12 protein-coding genes and 1 pseudogene are annotated in these 21,721 nt (G+C 71.4%); 7 read left to right on the top strand and 6 right to left on the bottom strand.

The annotated features are described in order from the left end of the window. Window positions 1-247 precede the first annotated feature (247 nt). The gene (locus AB0C28_RS16315; protein WP_358075099.1) at window positions 248-2,542 is read left to right on the top strand and encodes a M20/M25/M40 family metallo-hydrolase; all 2,295 of its coding nucleotides are present in this window, start codon (window positions 248-250) and stop codon (window positions 2,540-2,542) included. A 395-nt stretch (window positions 2,543-2,937) separates the two neighbouring features. Here the strand turns inward: AB0C28_RS16315 and AB0C28_RS16310 are convergent, their stop codons facing one another. The 3 genes from AB0C28_RS16310 to AB0C28_RS16300 all read right to left on the bottom strand — a co-directional run bounded on the left by AB0C28_RS16310 (window position 2,938) and on the right by AB0C28_RS16300 (window position 4,564). Next, the gene (locus AB0C28_RS16310) at window positions 2,938-3,426 is read right to left on the bottom strand and encodes a type II toxin-antitoxin system VapC family toxin (protein WP_358075096.1); all 489 of its coding nucleotides are present in this window, start codon (window positions 3,424-3,426) and stop codon (window positions 2,938-2,940) included. Continuing rightward, the gene (locus tag AB0C28_RS16305; protein WP_358075093.1) at window positions 3,423-3,743 is read right to left on the bottom strand and encodes a prevent-host-death protein; all 321 of its coding nucleotides are present in this window, start codon (window positions 3,741-3,743) and stop codon (window positions 3,423-3,425) included. Before AB0C28_RS16305 ends, AB0C28_RS16310 begins: the two co-directional genes overlap by 4 nt. 191 nt (window positions 3,744-3,934) lie before the next feature. Beyond that, window positions 3,935-4,564, bottom strand: a complete 630-nt coding sequence (locus AB0C28_RS16300; protein ID WP_358075508.1) for a nucleoside monophosphate kinase — start codon at window positions 4,562-4,564, stop codon at window positions 3,935-3,937. Window positions 4,565-4,731: 167 nt separating this feature from the next. Here AB0C28_RS16300 and AB0C28_RS16295 point away from each other — a divergent pair, with 167 nt between their 5' ends. From AB0C28_RS16295 to AB0C28_RS16270, 6 genes and pseudogenes are all read left to right on the top strand, one after another. Continuing rightward, on the top strand, window positions 4,732-5,976 hold the full coding sequence (locus AB0C28_RS16295) for a peptidase C39 family protein (protein ID WP_358075090.1): 1,245 nt from the start codon (window positions 4,732-4,734) through the stop codon (window positions 5,974-5,976). Between the two features lie 128 nt (window positions 5,977-6,104). Then, window positions 6,105-10,652: a hypothetical protein gene (locus AB0C28_RS16290; protein WP_358075088.1), complete on the top strand. Its 4,548-nt coding sequence runs from the start codon at window positions 6,105-6,107 to the stop codon at window positions 10,650-10,652. 493 nt (window positions 10,653-11,145) lie between these two features. Continuing rightward, window positions 11,146-11,999 (top strand): annotated as a pseudogene (locus tag AB0C28_RS16285) (polysaccharide lyase family 1 protein). Between the two features lie 100 nt (window positions 12,000-12,099). Then, complete coding sequence (locus tag AB0C28_RS16280; protein ID WP_358075085.1) at window positions 12,100-12,936, top strand: helix-turn-helix transcriptional regulator; 837 nt, start codon at window positions 12,100-12,102, stop codon at window positions 12,934-12,936. Between the two features lie 133 nt (window positions 12,937-13,069). Then, window positions 13,070-13,924, top strand: a complete 855-nt coding sequence (locus tag AB0C28_RS16275; protein ID WP_357836749.1) for an oxidoreductase — start codon at window positions 13,070-13,072, stop codon at window positions 13,922-13,924. Then, on the top strand, window positions 13,921-14,643 hold the full coding sequence (locus AB0C28_RS16270) for an SDR family oxidoreductase (RefSeq protein WP_357836752.1): 723 nt from the start codon (window positions 13,921-13,923) through the stop codon (window positions 14,641-14,643). The genes AB0C28_RS16275 and AB0C28_RS16270 overlap by 4 nt, the downstream gene beginning before the upstream one ends. A gap of 50 nt (window positions 14,644-14,693) precedes the next feature. Here AB0C28_RS16270 and AB0C28_RS16265 read toward each other — a convergent pair whose 3' ends face one another. The 3 genes from AB0C28_RS16265 to AB0C28_RS16255 form a co-directional block, all read right to left on the bottom strand. After that, window positions 14,694-16,871 (bottom strand): ATPase, encoded by a 2,178-nt coding sequence (locus AB0C28_RS16265; RefSeq protein WP_358075082.1) that lies wholly within the window; start codon window positions 16,869-16,871, stop codon window positions 14,694-14,696. A 174-nt stretch (window positions 16,872-17,045) separates the two neighbouring features. Continuing rightward, complete coding sequence (locus AB0C28_RS16260; RefSeq protein WP_358075079.1) at window positions 17,046-20,279, bottom strand: hypothetical protein; 3,234 nt, start codon at window positions 20,277-20,279, stop codon at window positions 17,046-17,048. Then, a complete protein-coding gene (locus AB0C28_RS16255) occupies window positions 20,276-21,655 on the bottom strand; it encodes a glycoside hydrolase family 43 protein (RefSeq protein WP_358075077.1) in 1,380 nt (459 codons plus the stop codon). The genes AB0C28_RS16260 and AB0C28_RS16255 overlap by 4 nt, the downstream gene beginning before the upstream one ends. Between the last annotated feature and the right edge of the window lie 66 nt (window positions 21,656-21,721).

The raw sequence follows: 21,721 nt of genomic DNA, 5'->3' as shown, positions 1-21,721 counted from the left end.
CGCGGAAGATCCGTCGTGGACGTGGCGTGGATGGCATGGAGGGCAGGGATGGTCGCAGGGCGGCGCCGGATCCGCTCTCTCAGTGGATGCACCGAGGACCTGGGTCACTGAGCTGCGGGATCGCCGGCCTGTTCACCTCGTTTCCGACCTACCGGTCACTTGCATAACTTTTTCTGCAGGATTTTTTCTGCAATACTCCCTCGTGGTCATCCCCCGACAGCGGGGCGCCAGCTTGGGAGCGTACGAAATGACATCACCCGAAAACCGGCACCCGACAGGACGGCGTACACGCGTCACCGGCCTCATCGCACTGTGCGTGCACGTGCTGATCGGCATCGCTGCGATCTGGGACATCACCCCCACCGCGGTGAGCCCCGCCGACGCCCCCGACCGGACGTTCAGCGCGCAACGCGCCTTCACCCAGGTCGAGCGCATCGCCGTCGCCCCTCATCCCGTCGGCACGGCCGAGCACGCCCGGGTCCGGGACTACCTGGTCGGCGAACTACGCCAGCTGGGCCTGAAGCCTGAAGTGCAGGAGGCGGTGGGCGTCGCACCCCGCAGCGAACCAGGCGAACCTGTCACTGCCGGGCGCGTCTTCAATATCGTCACGGTCATACCCGGGACCGCTGCCACCGGCCGGGTCTTCGTCACCGCCCACTACGACTCCGTCCCCGAAGGCCCCGGCGCCAACGACGACGGAGCCGGCACCGCCAGCGCCATCGAGACGGCCAGAGCACTGGTCGCGGATGGCACCCGGCTGCGCAACGACGTCGTCTTCCTCATCACCGACGCCGAGGAGACGGGGCTCCTGGGATCGGAGGCGTTCGTCAAGGAGCACCCGCTCGCCCAAGGGCGGAACGTCGTGCTCAACAACGAGGCCCGCGGCTCCAAAGGGCCGGTGCTGATGTTCCGCAGCACGGAACCGAACGCCGGCCTGATCTCCACGTTCGGATCGGCGGCGCCCATGCCGGTGGCCGACTCCGTGTACGCCGAGCTCATGAAACTGCTCAACAACGACACCGACTTCACCGCCTTCAAGCCCGGCGGGATGGCCGTCCTCGACTCCGCGTACGCCAACGCCGGCACCCTCTACCACAGCGTCCTCGACGACCCCGCCCACGTCGACCTCGCCGCACTCCAGCAGATGGGCGACAACACGCTCGCCCTCGTTCGCGCCTTCGGCGACGCCGACCTCGCACAGCTGACCACCAGGAACGACAACCTGGTCTACTTCAACCTCCCACCCGGCCTGCTGATCCGCTACCCGGCCTGGGCGGCCACCGGACTGGCCGCCCTCGCCCTGCTGGCGGCACTCGCACTCATCCTCCTGGCCCGCCGCCGCGGCGTCGTCACATTGCGGCGCACCCTCCTCGGCACCGCACTCGCCCTGATCCCGATCACGGCCGGGGTAGGCGCCGGCGTCTACTTCTGGGACCTGCTCAAGACAATCCGCCCCGCACTCAACGGCACCGCCACCACCACGCCCTACCGCCCCGAACTGCTGTGGCTCGCCGTCCTGACCCTCGCGACCACCATCCTGATCACCTGGTACGCCCTGCTCCGCCGCCGCATCGGCACCACTGAACTAGCGCTCGGCATCCTGACCTGGACAGCCCTGATCGCCCTCGCCCTCGGCATCGTCTCCCCCGGAGCCGCCCACCTCGCCACCTGGCCCACCCTGGGCGCAGCCCTCGGCGGACTGACCGCACTCCATTGCCCGCCGCGCTGGCGCACCCTCGCCCTCACCACCGGCCTCATCCCAGCCGCCCTCATCCTGCTGCCCACCGCATGGAACACCCTGCCCACGGGCCTGCAGTACGTCGGCTACGCCCCCATCCCCCTGATGATCCTCTTCACCGGCCTCCTGCTGCCGCTGATCGAGATGACGTGGCCACGCAGACGTTCCCTGCTGATCCCCCTGACCGCGCTGGCCATGTCCATCGCCCTAGTGGCAGCGGGCCTGCTGGCCGAACCCTTCGACAAGGATCACCCCCGGCGCACCAGCCTCGCCTACGGCCTCGACACCGACACCGGCCAAGCCGTCTGGCTGACCTCCAAGAACCCCGACCAATGGGCCCGCCGCTACAGCAGCACCAGCCACCCGCCGACCGGGCCATGGGCCGACGAACCCAAGCTCTCCAGTCCGGCAAAAGCCGCCCCTCTGCCGCCACCCTCACTACAGGTGCTCACGGACACGACCTCCAACGGCGAACGCACCCTCCGCGTCCGCATCCGTTCGGAACGCGGAGCGAACACGATCGCCCTACGAGTGGACGGGGACACCACGACAGTGCGCGCCCTGACCGTCGAAGGCCGCACCATCACCACCGACCCAGCCGGCTTCGCCTTCCACGCCCCCGACCCAGCAGGCGTAGAGGCAACACTCACCGTAGCCGCCACCAACGACAAGATCCGGCTCCGAGTCACCGACATCAACCCGAGCCCCAGCGAAATGTCCACACTCCCCGGCTTCATCCCCCCACCGGACTGGCTTTTCCTCGGCGACACCAAAATCTCCGTCACCAAGGCCTATCCCCTGTGACAACTATCGCGCCGCACAGAGCCCATCCCCGCCAACGAACAACTCGAAAGTCTCGCGCTTGCTCACTGCTCCCCCTGCTCCTTCGCCACCTCAGCAAGGATGCTGTGGATCATCACCGCAGGCCCCCGAAATCGCCCAGTCCAAGGCGGCTAGGGTTGCAGAGCCAGGCCGCTGGCACACATCTCGACCGGCGGGCGGCGCGACTGCTCACCGACCCAGGGTTCGCAGACTGGTCCCACGCCATGTCCACGGTGACCGGAAAGCACGAGTTCCTCATCCACCGCCTGCGGGAATGGACCCTGCTCAGGGCGATCGCCATGGACGCCCCCTGGAGACCGGAGGAGGTCGTCGCCGCCTCCGACTGGTGCCAGCGTACGGCCGTGCAGTTCCTCACCTCACCGGCCGCACTGCGCCTGCTCGCCGGGGAGGGCAGAACCCGACGCGTCCGCACGGCCGCCGACCGCTGCGCTGACCCATCGTGGCCGGGTGACCGGGACCACGGTGAGCAGGTGGTCCAGGCCCTTGAAGTCCTTGGGATTGCAGGTGTAGAGGGGGAGGCGGTTTGCGATGGCCACGCAGGCGATCATCAGGTCGGCTGTCCGCGGCCGAGGTTTGCGTCCTGAGGCGATGACGGAGGTCCACAATTGGCCGTACTCGCGGGCGGCGGTGTCGTCGAAGGGAAGAGGGTCGAACTCGGCCTCGACAGCTTGCAGGGTCTTCATTCGCTGGGCGAGTTCCTGCGTCCCGGCGGCCACCAGCACACCGACCGACAGTTCGGCGGTGGTGATGGCGCTGATCATCATCTCGTCGGGCAATTCGTCAGGGTTGATGTCAGCCCGCAGGATGAGGATGTTGGTGTCGAGCAGCCCATGAGTGAGGGTCATTCCCCGCCCTCTGCGAACTCGCCCCTGCCGTAAGCGCGGTCGTAGGGGTCATAAGGGTCGTCGTTGACGTAGCGGTTCATGTCCTCGCGGTATTTCCGGTCGTCCAGCCTCGGCATGCCGCGGGACATGGCGGCGAACTCGGCGCGCGAGACGGCCCGGCGGCGACGGCGAATGGGGACCAAGTCGCCGATGTGGTGGCCGTTGCGTGTGACGGCGTACCGCTCGCCGCGTTCAAGGCCGTCCATGATCTCCGCTGACCGGTTGCGCAAGTCGCGTTGGGAGATCTCGTGCGGGTGGTCGGCTTCAGGAGTGCTCACTCGTCAACTCTATCTCGACGTGCTATCAGGTGCCACCGGGTGGCACCTCGTCGACGCACCGGATCGACACGGTTGGCTCGGCGTGGTAGTGGACTCCTTTGGAGGGGCCGCGTCATTGTCGGGCAACCGTCGTTCTTACGGTGTGGTGAGCAGTTCGTTCTGGTGCGCCGAGTGCAGCAGTCGCACACCACCTACCCCTGGTACGGCGGCAGGTTGAAGCGGGTGCGGATGGCGCGTTGGACGGTGGTCTTGTCGGACCGGGCGTCGATGGTCATCACGTACTCCTTGCGCCGGAACAGCTCCAGCACCGGATCCGTCTTGCTGTGATAGTCACGAAGCCGCCGGGCCAGTGCGTCCGGGGTGTCGTCCTCCCTCGTGACCAGGTCCCCGGCGCACACATCGCACCTGCCCTCCACCTCCGGACGGTGGGCGATGAGGTTGTAGTCCATGCCGCACCGCGCGCACAGCCGTCTGGCCAGGACGCGGCGGCGGACCTCGTCGTCCGGCAGGTCCAGGTGGATCACCCCGTCGAGGTCGTAGCTCTCCAGGAAGAACTCCGCCTGGGGGCGGTTGCGGGGGAAGCCGTCGACGACGAAGCCGTAGTTCCAGTCGTGAAGCTGGAGCCGGTCCTTGACCACGTCGGCCACCAGGTCGTCGCCCACCAGCTCGCCCGCCGCCACCAGGCGGCGGACTTGGGCGCCGAGTTTGGTGTGGTTTTTCACGTGCCAGCGGAAGATGTCGCCCACGCTGATGTGCACCAGGTCGAGGTCGGCGGCCAAGAGAGCGGCTTGTGTGCCTTTTCCGCTGCCTTGGACGCCCATAATCACATATTTCCGCATTCGTCCAAACTCCTTGCCTCGTAGTCATGCCACCCTCCCATCGAGGCCCGTACGACGGAACCGCGCCGATACGTAGATCTGCGGATGCTTTGCCAAGCCCGTCGTGCCTAATCTCGGCGGCGACGACCGGGTTCGGAGAAGGTGGGTCCATGCGTGCGCTGACCGTGTTCCTGTCCACCCTCGCCCTGGTCACGACGGTGGCGGCCCCGGCGGGCGCGAAGCCGGCCGCCGTCGTTCCCGACGTCGTCTTCCACCGGGCCGACTTCGCCACCGGCACCCGGGAGGGCACGACCCATGCGGACGGGCTGGCGTTCGGCTCGGCGGCGGGCACGGTCACCCACACCGACGCGCTCGGCACCAAGACCTGGGAGTTCGCCCGCTGGACCGGCCCCGAGCGGGCCATCGGCTTCGCCGCCACCGAGCTGATCGCCTCCTGGACGGCGGACGTCCCCCGGGGTAGCTGGCTGCGGGTCGAGGCCCGGGTCAGGAACGCGGAGGGGCTGACGAAGTGGTATTCGCTGGGCCGCTGGTCCTACGCCGAGGGTGACGTGCTGCGTACGTCGGTGCCCGGCCAGGGCGACGCCGACGCCAAGGTGGCGGTCGACACGCTGGTCGCGGCGGCGGGCAGGCCGATGAGCGGCTACCAGCTCCGCCTCACCCTCTACCGCCTGCCGGGCTCGGGCGTGACGCCGCGTGTGCGCACGTCCGGCGTGATGAGCTCCAACGTGCCCAGCCGTAAGACCGTGCCGGTCAGCCCGGGCGGGGGCGCCTGGGGGAAGGAGCTGGCCGTGCCGCGCCGCTCCCAGAACGTGCACCAGGGCCACTACCCCGAGTGGAACGGCGGCGGCGAGGCGTGGTGCAGCCCGACCTCGACCACCATGGTGATGGGCTACTGGGACGTGTGGCCGAGCGAGCGCGACACCGCCTGGGTCGACCCCGCGGACCCGAACCCCGAGGTTGATCACGCCGCCCGGCACACCTACGACCACGCCTACGCGGGCACGGGCAACTGGCCGTTCAACACCGCCTACGCGGGCCGTTACGGCCTCGACGGGTTCGTCACGCGGCTGCGGTCGCTGACCGAGCTGGAGCTGCTGATCAAGGCGGGCGTCCCGGTCATCACATCGCAGTCGTTCAAGAAGGCGGAGCTGCCGGGGGCCGGGTACGGCACCGACGGCCACCTCATGGTGGTCGTGGGCTTCACCGCGACCGGCGACGTGATCGCCAACGATCCCGCCTCGCCGAGCAACGATGCCGTACGGCGGGTCTATCCGCGGGCGGCGTTCGAGAACGTGTGGCTGCGGAGCTCCAGCAGCGGTGGCGTGGCCTATGTCATCCATCCGCCGGGTCGCCCGTTGCCCGCCACGACGCCCGGTCTGCCCGCCAACTGGTGACGCTCCGTCAACCCCTCGACGCGCGGCCGAGATCTGCGTACCGTAACAACCGGGCAACGGGGGGTTGACCGCGCCCTGACCTTCCCTGCCACCATGGCCGCAAGCATTCCCACGTTGTGGAGCGCCGGATGAGCGAGGACGAGTCGACGACGATCGAGAAGACCCGGCTCGTGCGGCCCCCCCGGTGGAACGGTCCACCACTGCTGCTGTCCGCGGCGGAGGCCAGGGTCGTGGTGGCGGGCACCGGCGCGCATCGGCCCTCCTCACGGCTGCCGCAGGTGCCGGCCGTGCCGGCCACCGTCACCGATCTCGGTCATGCTCTGGTCGAACGGGCGGGCCTGGCGCCGGCCAACCTGTCCGTGCTGCTCGATCCGGCGACCCCGGCGAATCTGGGCGAGGCGCTGGAACGGGCGGCGAGCGAGGCCACCGGCGTGCTCATGTTCCACTATGTCGGGCACGGGCTGTTCGGTCCCGGGAACGAGCTGCACCTGGCCACGCGGGCCACGACGGATCTCACGGAGGGGGTGCCGGGCTACCAGGCGCTGCCGTACTCGATGGTGCGCCGGATCCTCGCGTCGTCGCGGGCCGAGCTGGTCGTCGTGATCCTCGACTGCTGTTTCACCGCCGGCCCCAGGCCGGTGCCGGCCAAGGCCATGGAGCAGGCGCTCGACGTGTCCGCGCGGGGGGCGTACGTGCTGGCGTCCTCCAGCAAGGACGAGAACGCGTGGGCGCTGCCCGGCGTCAGGCACACCGCGCTGACCGGCGCGCTGCTGCGGCTGCTGAACGAGGGCGACCCGTCAGGGCCACCGGCGTTCACCCTCGACCACGTGCACCACCACCTGTCCCGGGTGCTGCCCGAGGCCGGGTTCCCCAAGCCGCGGCGGCAGGCCGGAGCGCTCAAGGAGCTGCCGCCGCTGGCCGTCAACGCGGCCCACGACGCGCCCGCCGGCCGGACGGGCCCGCCGACCGGCTCCCCCGGCGACCTCAACAGCCCCTACCGCGGGCTCGCGGCCTTCGGGCCCGAGCACGCCGGGCTGCTCTTCGGCCGCGAGGAGCAGACGAGGTCGCTGGTGACGCGGGCGCGCCAGGCGCTGCGGACCCCGGGGCCGCCGGTGGTGATCGGCTCGCAGGCGTTCGAGACCGGCGGGCCGCTGGTCCTCACCGGCCCTTCAGGGTGCGGGAAGACCTCGCTGCTGCGCGCCGGGCTGATCCCGGCGCTGGCGAAAGAGGGCGGCCGGCAGGTCGTCATGACCCCGGGCGCGCGGCCGGTGGCCGGGCTGGTGCGGGAGCTGTCGGCCCTGACGGGCAACGATCCGGAACGGCTGCGCGCGGTCATCGAGTCCGATCCCGGCTCGGCCGGGCGCGGGCTGCCCGCCCGCACGCTGCTGGTGGTGGACCAGTTCGAGGAGCTGTTCACCGTCTGCACGGACGAGCCCGCGCGGCGGCGTTTCGTCGAGGCACTCGTCGCGGTCTCGCGCTCCGCGGCCGTGGTGATCGCGGTCCGGGGCGACTTCTACGGGCGCTGCGCGAACTATCCCGGCCTGCTGGAGACGATGCGGCGGCCCGAGATCGTCGCTCCCATGACCCCGGCCGAGCTTCGGGCGGCGATCGAGGAGCCGGCCGTGCGCTCGGGGCTCTCGCTGGAGCCCGGGCTGGTCGAACTGATCATGGAGGACGTCCAGGCGGTCGAGGACGACCTGCTGCCCAGGCTCTCCCACGCGCTGCTGGCCACCTGGCAGCGGCGCAGCGGCGGCGTGCTCACCATGGCCGGCTATCGCTCCGCCGGCGGGGTGGCGCGGGCGGTGGCGATGAGCGGCGAGGAGACGCTGCGGCGGCTGGGCGCGGAGTCCGAGCCGGTGGCGCGCGGCCTGCTGGTCCGGCTGGTGCACGTGGACGAGCGGGGCGGCGGGCTGCGGCAGCGGGTTCCGGTGAACGAGCTGAGCCCTGGGCCGTCGTCGATCGAGGGGCAGGTGCTGGCGGAGTTCGTCCGGGCGCGGCTGGTCACGCTGGACGGCGCCCAGGCCGAGCTCGCGCACGAGGCGCTCATCCGCGCCTGGCCCCGGCTCGGCACCTGGGCGGAGACCGGGCGGGCCCAGCTGCTGGTACGGCGCCGGCTGGCCGAGGACGCGCTGATGTGGCAGCGCGACGGCCAGGACGCCACTTACCTGTACGCCGACGACCGCCTCGCCATCGCCCAGGCGGCCGTGACCGCGTCGGCCCCCGGTGTCCAGGCCGGCGTGACCGCGACCGAACCCGGCCGAACCGCGCAAGCCCCCATGGCCACGAACGCCCCCGCGACACCCGCCGCCGGCCGAACCGCGCAAGCGCCCGCGGCACCCGGCGCCGCCCCTCCCCTCACCCCCGTCGAGCGGGACTTCCTGGCCGCGTCGCGGAGCCGGCAGGCGCGGCGTTCGCTGATCGCGCGTGCCGCCATCGCCTCCCTCGCCGTGCTGTTCCTCGTGGCGGCGGCGGGCGGCGTGGTGGCGCTGGTGCGCAGCGGGCAGGCCAACCGGCTGGCGAACGAGGCCGCCGCGCAACGCGACCAGGCCCTGTCCCGGCAACTGGCCGCGTCCGCGAGCACCGTCAGGGACACCTCGCTCGGGTCCCAGCTCGCCCTGGCCGCCTACCGCGTCTCGGCCACCCCCGAGGCCAGGGGCGCGCTGCTCGGCTCCCTGTCCCGCCCGGTCGGCGCCCGCATGATCGGGCACACAGGCCCGGTCGAGCGGGTCGCCTACCGCCCCGACGGCCGCGTCGCCGTCACCGCCTCCGGCGACACCACCGCGCGGCTGTGGAACGTCACCGACCCCCTGCGCCCGAAGGCCATGGGCGTGGCGAAGGGGCACACCGGCGGCGTGCTCGCGGCGGCGTTCAGCAAGGACGGCAAGACGCTGGCCACGGCGTCGGCCGACGGCACGGCCCGGCTGTGGAACGTCTCCGACCCGGCGAGCCCCCGCGCCCTGTCCACGCTCAAGGGGCACAAGGAGCAGGTCACCTCGGTGGCGTTCAGCCCGAAGGGCGACGTGCTGCTCACCGCGTCCGCCGACGGCACCGGCCGGCTGTGGAACGTCAAGGACACCGCCAAGCCCGCCGCCGTCTCCGTGCTGAGCCGGCAGTCGGCCCTGACCAGGGCGGTCTTCAGCCCGGACGGCCGCCTGGCCGCGCTGGCCGGCACCGGCGGCACGATCGCCATCCTCGATGTGCTCACCCCCGCGCAGCCGAAGAGCCTGGCCACGCTGACCTCGCAGGAGGGCGCCGTGCGCGGCGCGGCCTTCTCGCCCGACGGGCTCAACCTGGCCACGTCCTCCGCCACGGGCGCGGTGCAGGTGTGGGACATCACGGCGACCAAGCTGCTCGGCACGGCGCGCGGCCACTCCGCCTCCGTGGACGACGTCGCCTACAGCCCCGACGGCAGCGTCCTGGCCAGCGCCTCGGCCGACGCCACCGTGCGGCTGTGGAGCATGGAGTCGCCGAGCGAACCCGAGCTCACGGCGACGCTGGCCGGGTTCCCCGATCCGGTGACGGGCGTGGCGTTCAGCCCGAACGGCCAGAACCTGGCCACCTCCGCCACCGACGGCATCGCCCGCCTGTGGAACGTCTCCAACGCCTCCCGCGTCGCCCCGCGAGCCAGGCTCGACCGGCACACCGCGCCGGTCAACGGGATCGCGATCGCCAAGAGCGGCCGCGTCCTGGCCACGACCTCGGACGACATGAGCGTCAAGCTCTGGGACCTGGCCGACCCGGCGGTGGCCGTCCCGCAGTCCACGCTGTCGGGGCACACCGGGAAGATCATGGCGGCCTCGTTCAGCCCCGACGGCCGCCGCCTGGTCACGGCCTCGCTCGACAAGACCGCCAAGCTCTGGGACGTCTCAGAGCCGGCCACCCCGAAGCTGCTCGGCACGCTGAGCGGGCACACCGACGGGCTGCGCTCGGCCTCGTACGGACCGGCGGGCAAGACGGTGGTGACGACCGCCCGCGACGGCCGGACGATGGTGTGGGACGTCGCCACTCCCGCCACCCCGAAGCGGCTCTCCACGCCGGGCGCCGCCGACCGGCGGCTCAACACCGCCGTGTTCAGACCTGACGGCCGCGTGGTGGCGACGGGCTCGGGCACCTCGTCGGTACGTCTCTGGGACGTCTCCAAGCCCGCCAAGCCCGTGTCGCTGAAGACCTTCTCGGCGGCCTCCGGCGGGGTGCTCGACCTGAGCTTCAGCAAGGACGGCAAGACGCTGGCCGTGGCCGCCTCCGACGGCACGGCGCGGCTGTGGGACGTGTCCCGCCCCGCCCAGCCCAAGGCGCTGGCGAGCCTGCCCGGGCACACCGCCGACGTCTCCGCCGTCGCGTTCGCCGCCGACGACCGCACGCTCGTCACCGCCTCCCAGGACCGTACGTTGCGCGTCTGGAACGTCGCGGACCTCGCGCGGCCCTCGCTCTGGGCCGTGTTCGCCGGCACCGAGGCGGCCGGCGACGTGGAGCTCGGCCCCGACGGGACCGTGCTGGCCAGCGCGTCCGGCACGGCCGCCCAGCTCTGGGGGCTGAACGTGGAGCAGGCGAGCGCGAACGTCTGCGAGGCCGCCGGCACGCCGGTCACCAGGGCCGAGTGGGCCCAGTACGTCCCCGGCCGCCCCTACACGCCGCCCTGCCCTGCCACGACCGCCACCCCGGCCGCCGGCTCGTAACGCCACCCGGGCGGGGCCCGCCGGACAGCGCCCCCGCCTGGACGGCACCCACGCGCGATGCTCTGCTGTCGAATGCGAGTGTCGAATGCAACCGCTTGCCGAGCTCTGCCGAGGTTGCGCATGCGACGCCTCATCCTCCCCCCACTGATCGTCCTGACGGCACTCGCGACGGCCCCTCCCGCGACGGCCTCCCGGTGCCGGCACCACCGGCGGCTCGGCTGCCCGCCCCGAGGACGTGCACGTCGTACGGCCCAGGGCGCAACTGCTGGCCGCGCTGGGCGATCCGGCCGACAACACGCCCAAGATCATCTACGTGAAGGGCTCCACAGACGTCGACACCGACGCCGCCGGCAACCCGCTGACCTGCGACGACTACGCCGCAGACGGCTACAGCCTGCCCGCCTACCTGGCCGCCTACGACCCGGCCGTCTGGGGCAGGACGACCGTCCCGTCAGGGCCGCTGGAGGAGGCGCGCAAGGCGTCGTACGCCAGGATGGCCGAGCACGTCACGATCACCGTCGGCTCCAACGTCACCCTCATCGGGGCCGGCCGGGACGCGGCGCTGAAGAGCTTCGGCCTGCGCGTCATCGGCGCCGACAACGTGATCATCCGGAATCTCACCATCACCGACACCTCCGACTGCTTCCCGCAGTGGGACCCGAGCGACGGCGCGGAGGGCAACTGGAACGCCTCCTTCGACAACGTCGAGGTCTCCGGCTCCACGCACGTCTGGATCGACCACAACACGCTGAACGACGGCGACAACCCCGACTCCGGCCAGCCGTCCTACTTCGGCCGTCCGTACCAGGTGCACGACGGCCTGCTCGACATCGTCCGCGGCTCGAATCACGTCACCCTCTCCTGGAACCACCTCAGCGGCCACGACAAGGTGCCCTGATCGGCAACACCGACAACCCGGACAGGTACGGCGAGCAGGACAAGCTCAAGGTCACCCTGCACCACAACCACTTCGAGGCGCTCGGGCAGCGCACGCCACGGGTGCGCTTCGGGCAGGTGCACGTCTACAACAACTACTACCGAGGCGGGGACGGGCACGGCTACAGCATCGGCGTGGGCTTCGGCTCCCAGGTGTACGCCGAGGACAACGCCTTCGAGGGGATCGAGGCGGCGAAGGTGCTGACGGTGTTCAACGGCACGGCCATCACGGCCAGGGACAACCTGGTGGACGGCGTGCCGGTGGACGTGGTGGCCGCGTACAACGCCGCCAACGGCACGACGCTCGGCGACGACGCCGGCTGGATCCCGACGCTGGTCCCCCGGCGGCATCCGGCCAAGGTGCTGCGGCACCTGGTCCCGGCTGGCGCGGGAGCGGGCCGGCTCCGCTAGCGCCGGCGCCGCCGCGCCGGGAGCCGCGCTGCCGGAGGGTGGGTGTGGCGCGGCCACCCTGAGCCTCCCGACCTGCTCTTTTCTGGCCTAGCCTCGAAGCATGGACACGGAGAACCTGCTCGGGCAGTTCCTGCGGGCCCGCCGCGAGCTGCTCCAGCCCGAGGACCTGGGCCTGCCGGTCGGCGTCCGCCGCCGGGTGTCGGGCCTGCGCCGTGAGGAGGTCGCCCAGGCCGCGGGCGTGAGCACCGACTACTACGTACGGCTGGAGCAGGGCCGCGAGCGCCACCCTTCCGCGCAGGTGATCGACGCGCTGGCCCGCGCCCTGGAGCTGGAGGAGGACGCGGCCGCGCATCTGCACGAGCTGGCCCGCCACCGCGACGGCCGGCAGCGCGGACAGGGCGGCTCAGGTCAGGGTGGCGGCCCCGAACAGGTGAGCCTTCGCCTGCTGCGCATGATGGACGCCTGGCCGCACACGCCCGCCGTGGTGATCGGCCGCCGGATGACCGTCCTCGCCGCCAACATGCTGGGCGAGGCCCTGTTCGCGGGCCACGCCCACAGCGGTGACCTGGTGCGGCTGGTGTTCCTCGACCCGGACGCGCGTACGTTCTACCCCGACTGGGACCGGGTGGCGCTCAACACCGTCGCCGGGCTGCGCCAGTCGATCGGCACCGACTACGACGACCCCGCGCTCGTCGAGCTGGTCGGGGAGCTGTCGCTCAAGAGCCGGCTGTTCCGCGAGCTGTGGGCTCGGCACGACATCCGCCAGAAGACCCACGAGACCAAGCGTTTCCGCCATCCGCTGGTGGGCGAGCTGACGCTGCACTACGAGTCGCTGACCGTCAACAGCGCGCCGGGGCAGCAGCTCGTCGTCTACCAGGCCGATCCGGGCAGCGCGTCGGAAGAGGCACTCGGCCTGCTGGGCAGCCTCAGCGCCTGAGCCCACCGCGGGGCGGCCGCACCGCCTGAGCCGGGCGGCCGCAACCGCCTGAGCCATCCCGTCCACCGCGCGGCGACCTTCGCCGGCGCGCCATACGACCATGCCGCGAAACCATCAGAAAGCACCTCACACCATGCAGGACACCCACGTCTGGTTCATCACCGGTTGCTCGACCGGCCTCGGCCGTGCGCTGGCCGCCGCCGTCCTCGATCGCGGCCTGCGTGCCGTGGTCACCGCCCGAGACCCTGATCAGGTGGCCGACCTGGTCGAACGCCATCCCGGCCGCGCCCTCGCCCTGCCGCTCGACGTCACCGACGCCAAGCAGATCGAGTACGCCGTGGCCGAGGCGCACCGGGCGTTCGGCCGGATCGACGTGCTGGTCAACAACGCCGGCTACGGCTATCTGGCCGCGATCGAGGAGGGCGAGGACGAGCAGGTGCGGGCCCTGTTCGACACCAACGTGCACGGCCTGGTGGACGTCACCAAGGCCGTGCTGCCCGGCATGCGCGCCCGCCGCTCCGGCCACGTCGTGAACCTGTCCTCGCTCGGCGGCCTGGCCGCCTTCGGCGCCACCGGCTACTACCACGCGACCAAGTTCGCCGTGGAGGGGCTGTCGGAGTCGCTGGCGGCCGAGGTCGGGCCGCTGGGCATCAGGGTCACGATCGTGGAGCCGGGCGCGTTCCGTACGAACTGGTCCGGGTCGTCCATGCGGCAGTCCGGGATCAGCATCGGCGACTACCTCAAGACCGCGGGCGCGCGCCGCGCGTCGACCCTGGCCACCTACGGCCACCAGCCCGGCGACCCGGAACGCGGCGCCGCGGCGATCATCGCCGCGGTCCAGGCCGACGAGCCGCCGCTGCGGCTGCTGCTCGGCAAGGTCGCCTACGACGTGGCCACGGCCCGGCTCGGCACGCTCGCGACCGTCTTCGACACCTGGCGCGAGCTCACGCTCAGCGCCGACTACCCCACCCAGGAGGGAACATCATGAGCAAGGTCGTTCTGATCACCGGCGCGAGCAGCGGCATCGGCGAGGCCACCGCGCTGCGCCTGGCCGCCGACGGCCACCGCGTGGTCCTCGGCGCGCGCCGCGAGGACCGGCTGGCCACGATCGCGAAGGCGATCGAGGCGGCGGGAGGCGAGGCCGACGTGCGCCGCCTCGACGTGACCGACCGGCGCGACGTCGCCGCCTTCGCCGACGCCGCCGCCGAGCGGCACGGCCGCATCGACGTGATCGTCAACAACGCCGGCGTGATGCCGCTGTCCCGGCTGGACGCGCTGCTGGTCGAGGAGTGGGACCGGATGATCGACGTGAACGTGCGGGGCCTGCTGTACGGGATCGCCGCCACCCTGCCGCACTTCCAGCGCCAGGGCGAGGGTCACTTCGTCACCGTCGCCTCGGTCGGCGCCCATGAGGTGGTGCCGACGGGGGCGGTCTACTGCGGGACGAAGTACGCCGCCTGGGCGATCACCGAAGGGCTGCGGCAGGAGCTGGACCCGGGCATCCGGGTCACCACCCTCTCCCCCGGCGTGGTGGAGTCGGAGCTGGCCGACTCCATCACCGACCCGCTGGCCCAGGGGGCGATGCGGGACTTCAGGAAGGACACGATCCCGCCCTCCAGCATGGCGGACGCCATCGCCTACGCGATCGGCCAGCCGGCGGACGTGGACGTCAACGAACTCGTCATCCGCCCGGCCCGGCAGCGCTGAGCGGGCGCGGGTCTGCCGGTCCTGGGCCGACCGGAGAGCCGGGGCGAGGGTCAGCTCAGCGGGCCGCCGTTGTGCAGGCCCTCGCCTTCGGGTTCGAGCGCGTACGCGATGCCCGCGTCGATGTCACTGTCGAACCCCGTCTGGTAGGCCACCGTGTACGCGTTGTCGCCGAGCAGGTCGCGGGCCTGCGCCTCGCAGCCCTTCCTGGCCGCCACCCACGCCGCCACACTGGCCTGGGCCTGGCCGTGGGTGCTCCAGATCCGCTGGGCCAGCCCGAGCAGCCGCGCGGCGCGCATGGCCCGCCCGGCCGCGCCCGCCGCCAGGGCCAGCAGGTCGACGGTCATGCCGATGCCGAAGCTGTCGTGCAGCCGCCGCTTGGTGCGCAGCGCCGCCTGCCCGTAGGAGACGGCCGCGTCGAGCCGCCCGGCGCTCAGCTCGGCCTGGCCGCGCAGCAGGTCGCCGTGGGAGCGCATCAGCTGCTCGCCGCGTTCGTCGCAGAGCGAGCGCAGGTCCTCCAGCACGGCGATGGCGTCGTCGATGCGGTTGTCGACGGTGTAGGCGTGGCCCCGGCACAGCAGCGCCAGCAGGCCGGCGATGGTCAGCGGCTCGCCGCTCCAGCGAGCGGTGTACGAGGGCTCAGACTCGGCCATCGCCTGCACCAGGTTGCCCCTGATCACCCCGGCGGAGGCGCGCAGGGCCCTGACGCACGTGGCGGCGTAGGGGTCGCCTTCGGGGGCGGCCAGCTCGCACTCCGCGGCCCTGGCCTCGGCCGCGTCGGCGTCACCCTGCGTGGCCGCGAGCAGGCCGTCGGCCCACAGCGCCTGCGCGAGCGCGGGTCCCGGCCTGGTGTCCAGGTCGAGGGCCTGGCGCAGGTAGTGGCGGCCCTCCTTGGCGTAGCCGCAGCCGTACCAGAAGAAGGCCAGCGTCCCGGCCAGCTCCAGCGCGGGCAGGCCGTCCTTGACGCCGAGGGCGACCTCCATGGCGGCGCGCAGGTTGTCGTGCTCGCCGACCATGCGGTCGTACCAGGAGATCTGGCCGGGGCCGAGCCAGCCGGCGGCGCCCTTGCTCGCCAGCGACAGGTAGTGCTCGCGGTGGCGCTGCTTGAAGCGCTCTTCCTCGCCGAGGCCGCGCAGCCAGCCCGCGCCGTATTCGCGCAGCGTGTCCAGCATGCGGTAGCGCTCGCCCGCACCGGTCGGCAGCCAGGTCAGGATGGACTCCTCGGCCAGCGCGTCGAGCAGTTGCCCGATGTCGGCCTCCGCGAGCAGCTCGTCCGCGCACACCCGGCGTACGGCCTCGGCGTCGAAGTCGCCGGCGAACACCGACAGCCGCGCCCACAGCAGCCGCTCGGCGGGCTCGCACAGCTCATGGCTCCATCCGATGGCGGTACGCAGCGCCTGGTGCCACGGCGGGCCGGTCTCGCCGGACGCGCCCGGCGTGGCGGGATCCGCTAATGCGGCGGGGTCGGCTGACGCGGCGGGGTCGGCTGACGCGGCGGGATCGTCGCGGAGCGTGGCGAATCGGTCGTCGAGCCGGTCGGCCAGGTGCTCGACCGGCATCTCGCGCAGCCGCGCCGCCGCCAGCTCGATCGCCAGCGGGATGCCCTCAAGCCGCCGGCACAGCCGGATGACGGCGTCCTGGTCCTGGTCGGCGAGGTCGAAGCCGGGCACGGTCTCGGCGGCGCGCTCGGCCAGCAGCGCCACCGCGTCACCGAGACCGGCGCTCGTGCCGGGCGGCGGGACCGGCAGCGGGTCGACCACGTGGACGAGCTCGCCGGGCACGTCGAGCGGGCGGCGGCTGGTGGCCAGCACGCACAGCCCCGGCACGGCGTCGAGCAGCGTCTCGACCGTTGTGGCGCAGGCGCCGACGAGGTGTTCGCAGGTGTCGAGGACGAGCAGGACCTCCCGGTCGAACAGGTGCTCGGCCAGCACCTCGACCATCGGGCGGGTGGTCTGGTCGGTGAGCCTGAGCGCCTCGGCGATGGCGTGCGGCAGCAGCGAGCCGTCGACGAGCGGCGACAGCTGCACCAGCCAGGCTCCGCCGCTGAACCGGGGCCGCAGGTCGGCGGCGGCGCGCAGCGCGATGCGGGACTTTCCGACACCGCCCACCCCCGTGAGGGTGACCAGGCGGGAGCGCCGGGCGGCCTGGCGCACCTGTTCGAGCTCGGCGCGGCGGCCGATCAGGCTCGTCAGCTCCGCCGGGAGGTTGCCTGCCTGCCACTTGCCCACCATGCGATCGCCACCTATCGGCCGGATTTGTTACAGCAGCTTGCCCGACGACGCCGCGCCATGTCACCGAAAGTGAGAATGTCATTACCCCGATGCACGCGATCGTGCGCCCGCGGCGCGGGTGCCGTCAAGAGGAGGAGCGCCCCCGATATCGGGAGCGCTCCTCGCGTTGGCACCTCAGATTCCGTAGGCCCTGACCTCCAGCAGGCCGACGGAGCTGGTGCCGGTCCCGGTGAGCAGCACCCGCAGGCGGGTGGTGCCGGTGGCGGTGAAGGTGACGGAGTTGTAGGCGTTCTTGGTCAGCGGGTACGCCGAGGCGCCGGGCACGTCCACGTACGCGCTGCCGTTCCAGTACTGCAGCTTCCACGACGCCGGCATGTCGATGCCCTGCTCGTCGTCGAAGAAGTACACCTCGGCCCGGTTCAGGGTGCGGGCCGAGGACCAGGTCAGGTCCACCCACTGCTGGCCGGTCTGCGGCCAGCAGCCCCAGCGCGGGTTGACCGTGTCGTTGGAGGAGGGCGGGTCGATGCCGTCGTTGACGGCGGCCACGCTCTCCCACGACGAGGTGTAGGACGCGGTCGGCGTGGCCGCGGCCGCCAGGTTGGCCGGCGGTGGCGTGCCGCCCCGGTTGTGCGCCTTGATCTCGGTGAGTCCGGTCCGCGCGCCGGAGGCGGCCGTGGCCAGCACCCGTACCCGCTGGGCGGTGACGGCGGGGAAGCGCACGAGGTTGTAGTTGGCCCGCGGCGCGGCCGGGGTCTTGGTCTGCGCGGGCACACTGACCCAAGCCGAGCCGTTGTGGTATTGGATGTCGTACGACGCGGGCGCCCGGTAGGTCGAGTTGGCCGGGCGGCTGTCCTTGAAGTGGAGCCGGATCTCGTCGAGGGTGCGGGCGGTGCCGAAGTTGAGCTCGTACCAGTCCTGCCCGGCGGTCGTGCCACCCCAGAACGGCTCGTTGATCGGGAAGCCGTCCACGGCGCCGGCGGCCGAGCTGCCCGAGGCTGTGGTGGAGGCCGTGGCGGTGGCGCCGGCGGCCAGGTTGGGCAGGTCGGCGGTCAGGTCGACGCCGGCCTTGGCGAGCAGGTCGACCATGCGGGCCCCGCTGTGGACGACCTGGGCCGGCGAGCGCAGGCCCGGGACGGCGACGTGGTGGGTGACGGTGCCGCTCGTGGTGACCGTTCCGGTGGCCGGGTCCCAGGTGAAGGGCACGAGTGAGGAGACCGTGGCGGCGCGGGTGCCGTTGACGTAGATCGAGTAGCCCTCGGGCACGCCGGGGTAGCGGACGACGCCGTCGGCCGGGTCGTCCCAGACGATGGTCAGGTCGGCGCCGCGGTAACGCAGGTTGTTGACGGTGAAGTGGGTCCAGCCGATGCCGATCGGCGAGAGCTCCACCTTGGCGTCGTTGCGTGGCCGCAGCCCGGCGACGTCCTCGATCACGGTCCAGTTGCCGCTGCCGAGGATGTTGTGGTGGATCCAGGAACGGTAGGTGATAGAGGAGCCGTTCCAGTCGGCCCAGAACTCGTTGGCGTCCGGCCACTGGGTGTTGCCGCCCACGTACTGGGCCCAGACGTTCCAGTAGAGGAGCTTCTTGTACCAGGTCGCGTCGATCCACTCGTTCGGGTAGTTACGCAGCACCGAGGAGAGCAGGCGGAACTGCACGGTGGAGTTGATCGTGGAGAAGTTGTTGCTGCCGGTGCCCGAGGCCGCCTTGTCGGCCTGGTTGGCGGTGTAGAAGGGGAAGATCGGATACTGGGCCGGGTCGTCGAAGAGGCGCAGCGCCTGCTTGTAGGTGCTGGTGTTGGGGATCGCGCCGACAGCGAACGGGTAGTAGTTGTTGATCTCCTTCCACGGCACCCATTCGTTGGTGGACTTCAGCCGGTGCTCGAAGAGCTGCCGGCCCGGGTTCCACAGCACGTTGACGATGGCGTTCTGGATCTGCGTGGCGAGCGTGCGCATCTCCGCGGCCTTGGCGGTGTTGCCGACCGTCTCATACGCCTGGGCGGCGGCCAGCGCGCCGCTGTACTGGTAGGCGCTCTCGGCCCGGTCCATCCGGCCCGGCTTCCAGTGGAAGGAGACGGCGTCGGCGTCGTTGCCGGTCAGGGCGCCCCAGTCGTACTCGATCAGCTTGTTGTTGTCGGTGTCGTAGTGGGACAGCTGGCCCTTGACGTCCTGCTCGGCGTAGCGGGCCAGGTTGGCGGCGATGCCGGGCTGGCCGCCGTGGATCTGGTAGCTCTTCCAGGCGGCCTCGCCGATGTACTGGGTGTAGCTGTTGGACCAGTTCTCCGGATCACCGGGGTTGTCGAGGAAGCGGCCGTTCTTGGAGGTCTGCCCGACGCTCAGCCAGTCGCCGTAGGAGTAGATCGGGTCGCGCAGGTACTTGAGGTCGTCGATGTGCATGGGCTGGGTCAGCGCGATGGCGTTGTTGTAGCCGAGCACGCCCTCGGTCGAGGTGGGGAACTGGAAGGTCTGGCCGGGGATGTCGGCGTCGAGGTGGTTGAAGCGCATCAGCCACCAGCGGTAGTAGATGTTCTTCTTGATGGCCGGCTCGGGCACGTCGATGTAGGGGACGTTCTCGGCCCACCAGCGGTTGTAGGCGCGCACGTGGGTGGCGAACGCGGTGGCGGCGGAGTAGCCGGCGTAGGCGTCGTACTCGGTGCGGGAGGCCGGGATCTCACTGGTGACGAAGCCCATGACGACCTTGACCGTGACGGTGGCGCCGGCGGCGATCGTGAGCGAGCGGTTGAGCCCGCCGCTGGAGACCGCGCAGCCGTCGCAGGTGAGCCGCGGGTAGAGGGTGGTCAGGTTGTTGTAGGCGTTGACCTGGCCGGTCAGCTCGGCGCCCGAGCCGGTGGTGGCGTACGGGGAGGTGGCGCGCAGCTGCAGCGTGGTCGTGCTGGCGCCGCCGTTGGTGACGGCCAGGTTGGCCACGGCCACGTTGTTGTCGGTGATGAACTTCGTCTGGTTGACGGTGATCGAGCCGCTGGTGTGCCGGCTCTTCCAGTGGCTCGGCGCCTGCCAGCGCGAGCTCACCTGTTCGGTGAACGTGCCCGGCGTGAGCGCGACGGCGAAGGCGTGGTTGTTGCTGATGCTCTCCCAGTACGCGGCCTGCCCGGCGAACCCGAGCGTGCCCGGCGTGTGCGTCTTCATGAACAGCGCCCGGCCGCGCGACATGAGCCAGGTGCCCGCCGGGTCGTTGCCGGGCCTGGCCAGCAGCCGGTCCATCCAGAAGTCCGTACCGGAGCTCTCCGCGTCGTAGATGGCTCTCATCATGTCGCCGGTCGTGTACGCCCCCGGCGGCGCGGGGACGGCGGGGCCGCCGAAGGAGGGGTAGCCGATGGTCTGGTCGGCGTGCGCCGGGGCGCCGGCGACGAGTAAGGCCGCGATCAGCAGCAGAGCGGACAGGACGCGCCTCATGAGAAGGCCCTCCATTCGAGCACGCCGGTCGAGTAGCCGGTTCTGGAGGTGATGTTCAGCCGCAGCCTGGTCGTGCTGACCGGGCTGAACGTGGTCGGGTTGAACGTGTTGCCGGCCACGCCGCAGCCGGGCAGGTCGACGTAGGCGCTGCCGTTCCAGTACTGGAGCCGGCAGGAGGCGGGCAGGTCGATGCCGAGGTCGTCGTCGAACCAGTACACCTCGGATCTGGAGATCGTCCGGGCGGCCGGCCAGCGGTATTCGAGCCACTCGGTGCCCTGGTGGTTCCAGTTGCCGTAGGCGCCGTGGCTGTGGTCGGCCGAGCTGACCGGGGTGTGGCCGTCGTTGATCGCGCCGAGCGTCTCCCAGGGCGAGACGTACGAGGTGGACGGGGTGGCGCTCGCGGCCAGGTTGCCCGGGGTGACCGGGCCGCCGGTCTGCACGACCTTCCGCATGGTGCCGTCGGCGTTGAAGAAGAGCTGGTCGATCGTCACCGAGCGGCGGAAGTCGCCCCCGCCCGGACTGGCGGCGTTGTGGTAGACCATGTACCACTGGCCCTTGAACTCGATGATCGCCGGATGGTTGGTCGTCGAGCTCACCTGGTCGAGCACGATCCCGCGGTGGGTCCACGGGCCCATCGGGTTGCTCGCGGTGGCGTAGCGCACGCACGCGTAGCCGGGCGCCGAGCAGGCCGAGTCGTTGGCCGCGTAGGCGAGGTAGTAGACGCCGGCGCGCTTGAACATCCAGGGGGCCTCCCAGAAGTTCGACACGCCGCTCGGGGTGATGACCGGGCCGTTGATCGAGGTCATGTCGGCGTTGAGCCTGGCCGCGCGCAGCCCGTAGTAGGAGCCCCAGTAGAGGTAGACCTGGCCGTCGTCGTCGGTGAAGACGGTCGGGTCGATGTTGAGCGGGGAGGAGTTCGGGGTGCTGTCGCTGACCAGTGGGCCGCCCTTGGCGTCGGTGAACGGGCCGAGCGGGCTGTCGCCCACGGCCACGCCGATGTCCATCCAGCCGGGGCCTCTGCCGTTGACGGAGGCGTACCAGTAGTAGCGGCTGTCGGCGCCGCGCTCGACCTCACTGGCCCAGGCGTCCCCGCCCGCCCACGGGAAGGTCGCCAGGCTCAGCCGGGCGCCCTGGTCGGTGAAGGTGGTGGCGTCGGAGGTGGTGAAGACGTGCCAGTCGCGCATGACGAAGTTCGTGCCGCCGGTCGGGGCCTCGTCGTGGCCGGTGTAGAGGTACAGGGTGTCGCCCGCGACCAGCGCGGCCGGGTCGGCCGTGTAGATCGCGGTGGTGATCGGCGGGCCCGCCAGTGCGGGCCGCGCGGTGCCGGGGAGGAGCAGGAGTGCCGCGGCGAGGGCCGCCGCCCATCGTCGTCTCATGAGTGGCCCCTTGTGGATGTGAGCGCTAACATGATGAGCCCGGGACTACCTAAAAGGTTTTCGGGA

Origin of the sequence: Nonomuraea sp. NPDC048892, from assembly GCF_040649735.1 — a bacterium.
In the GTDB taxonomy this organism is placed as follows: Bacteria; Actinomycetota; Actinomycetes; order Streptosporangiales; family Streptosporangiaceae; genus Nonomuraea; species Nonomuraea maheshkhaliensis.
This window is presented reverse-complemented; position numbering and strand designations above follow the sequence as displayed.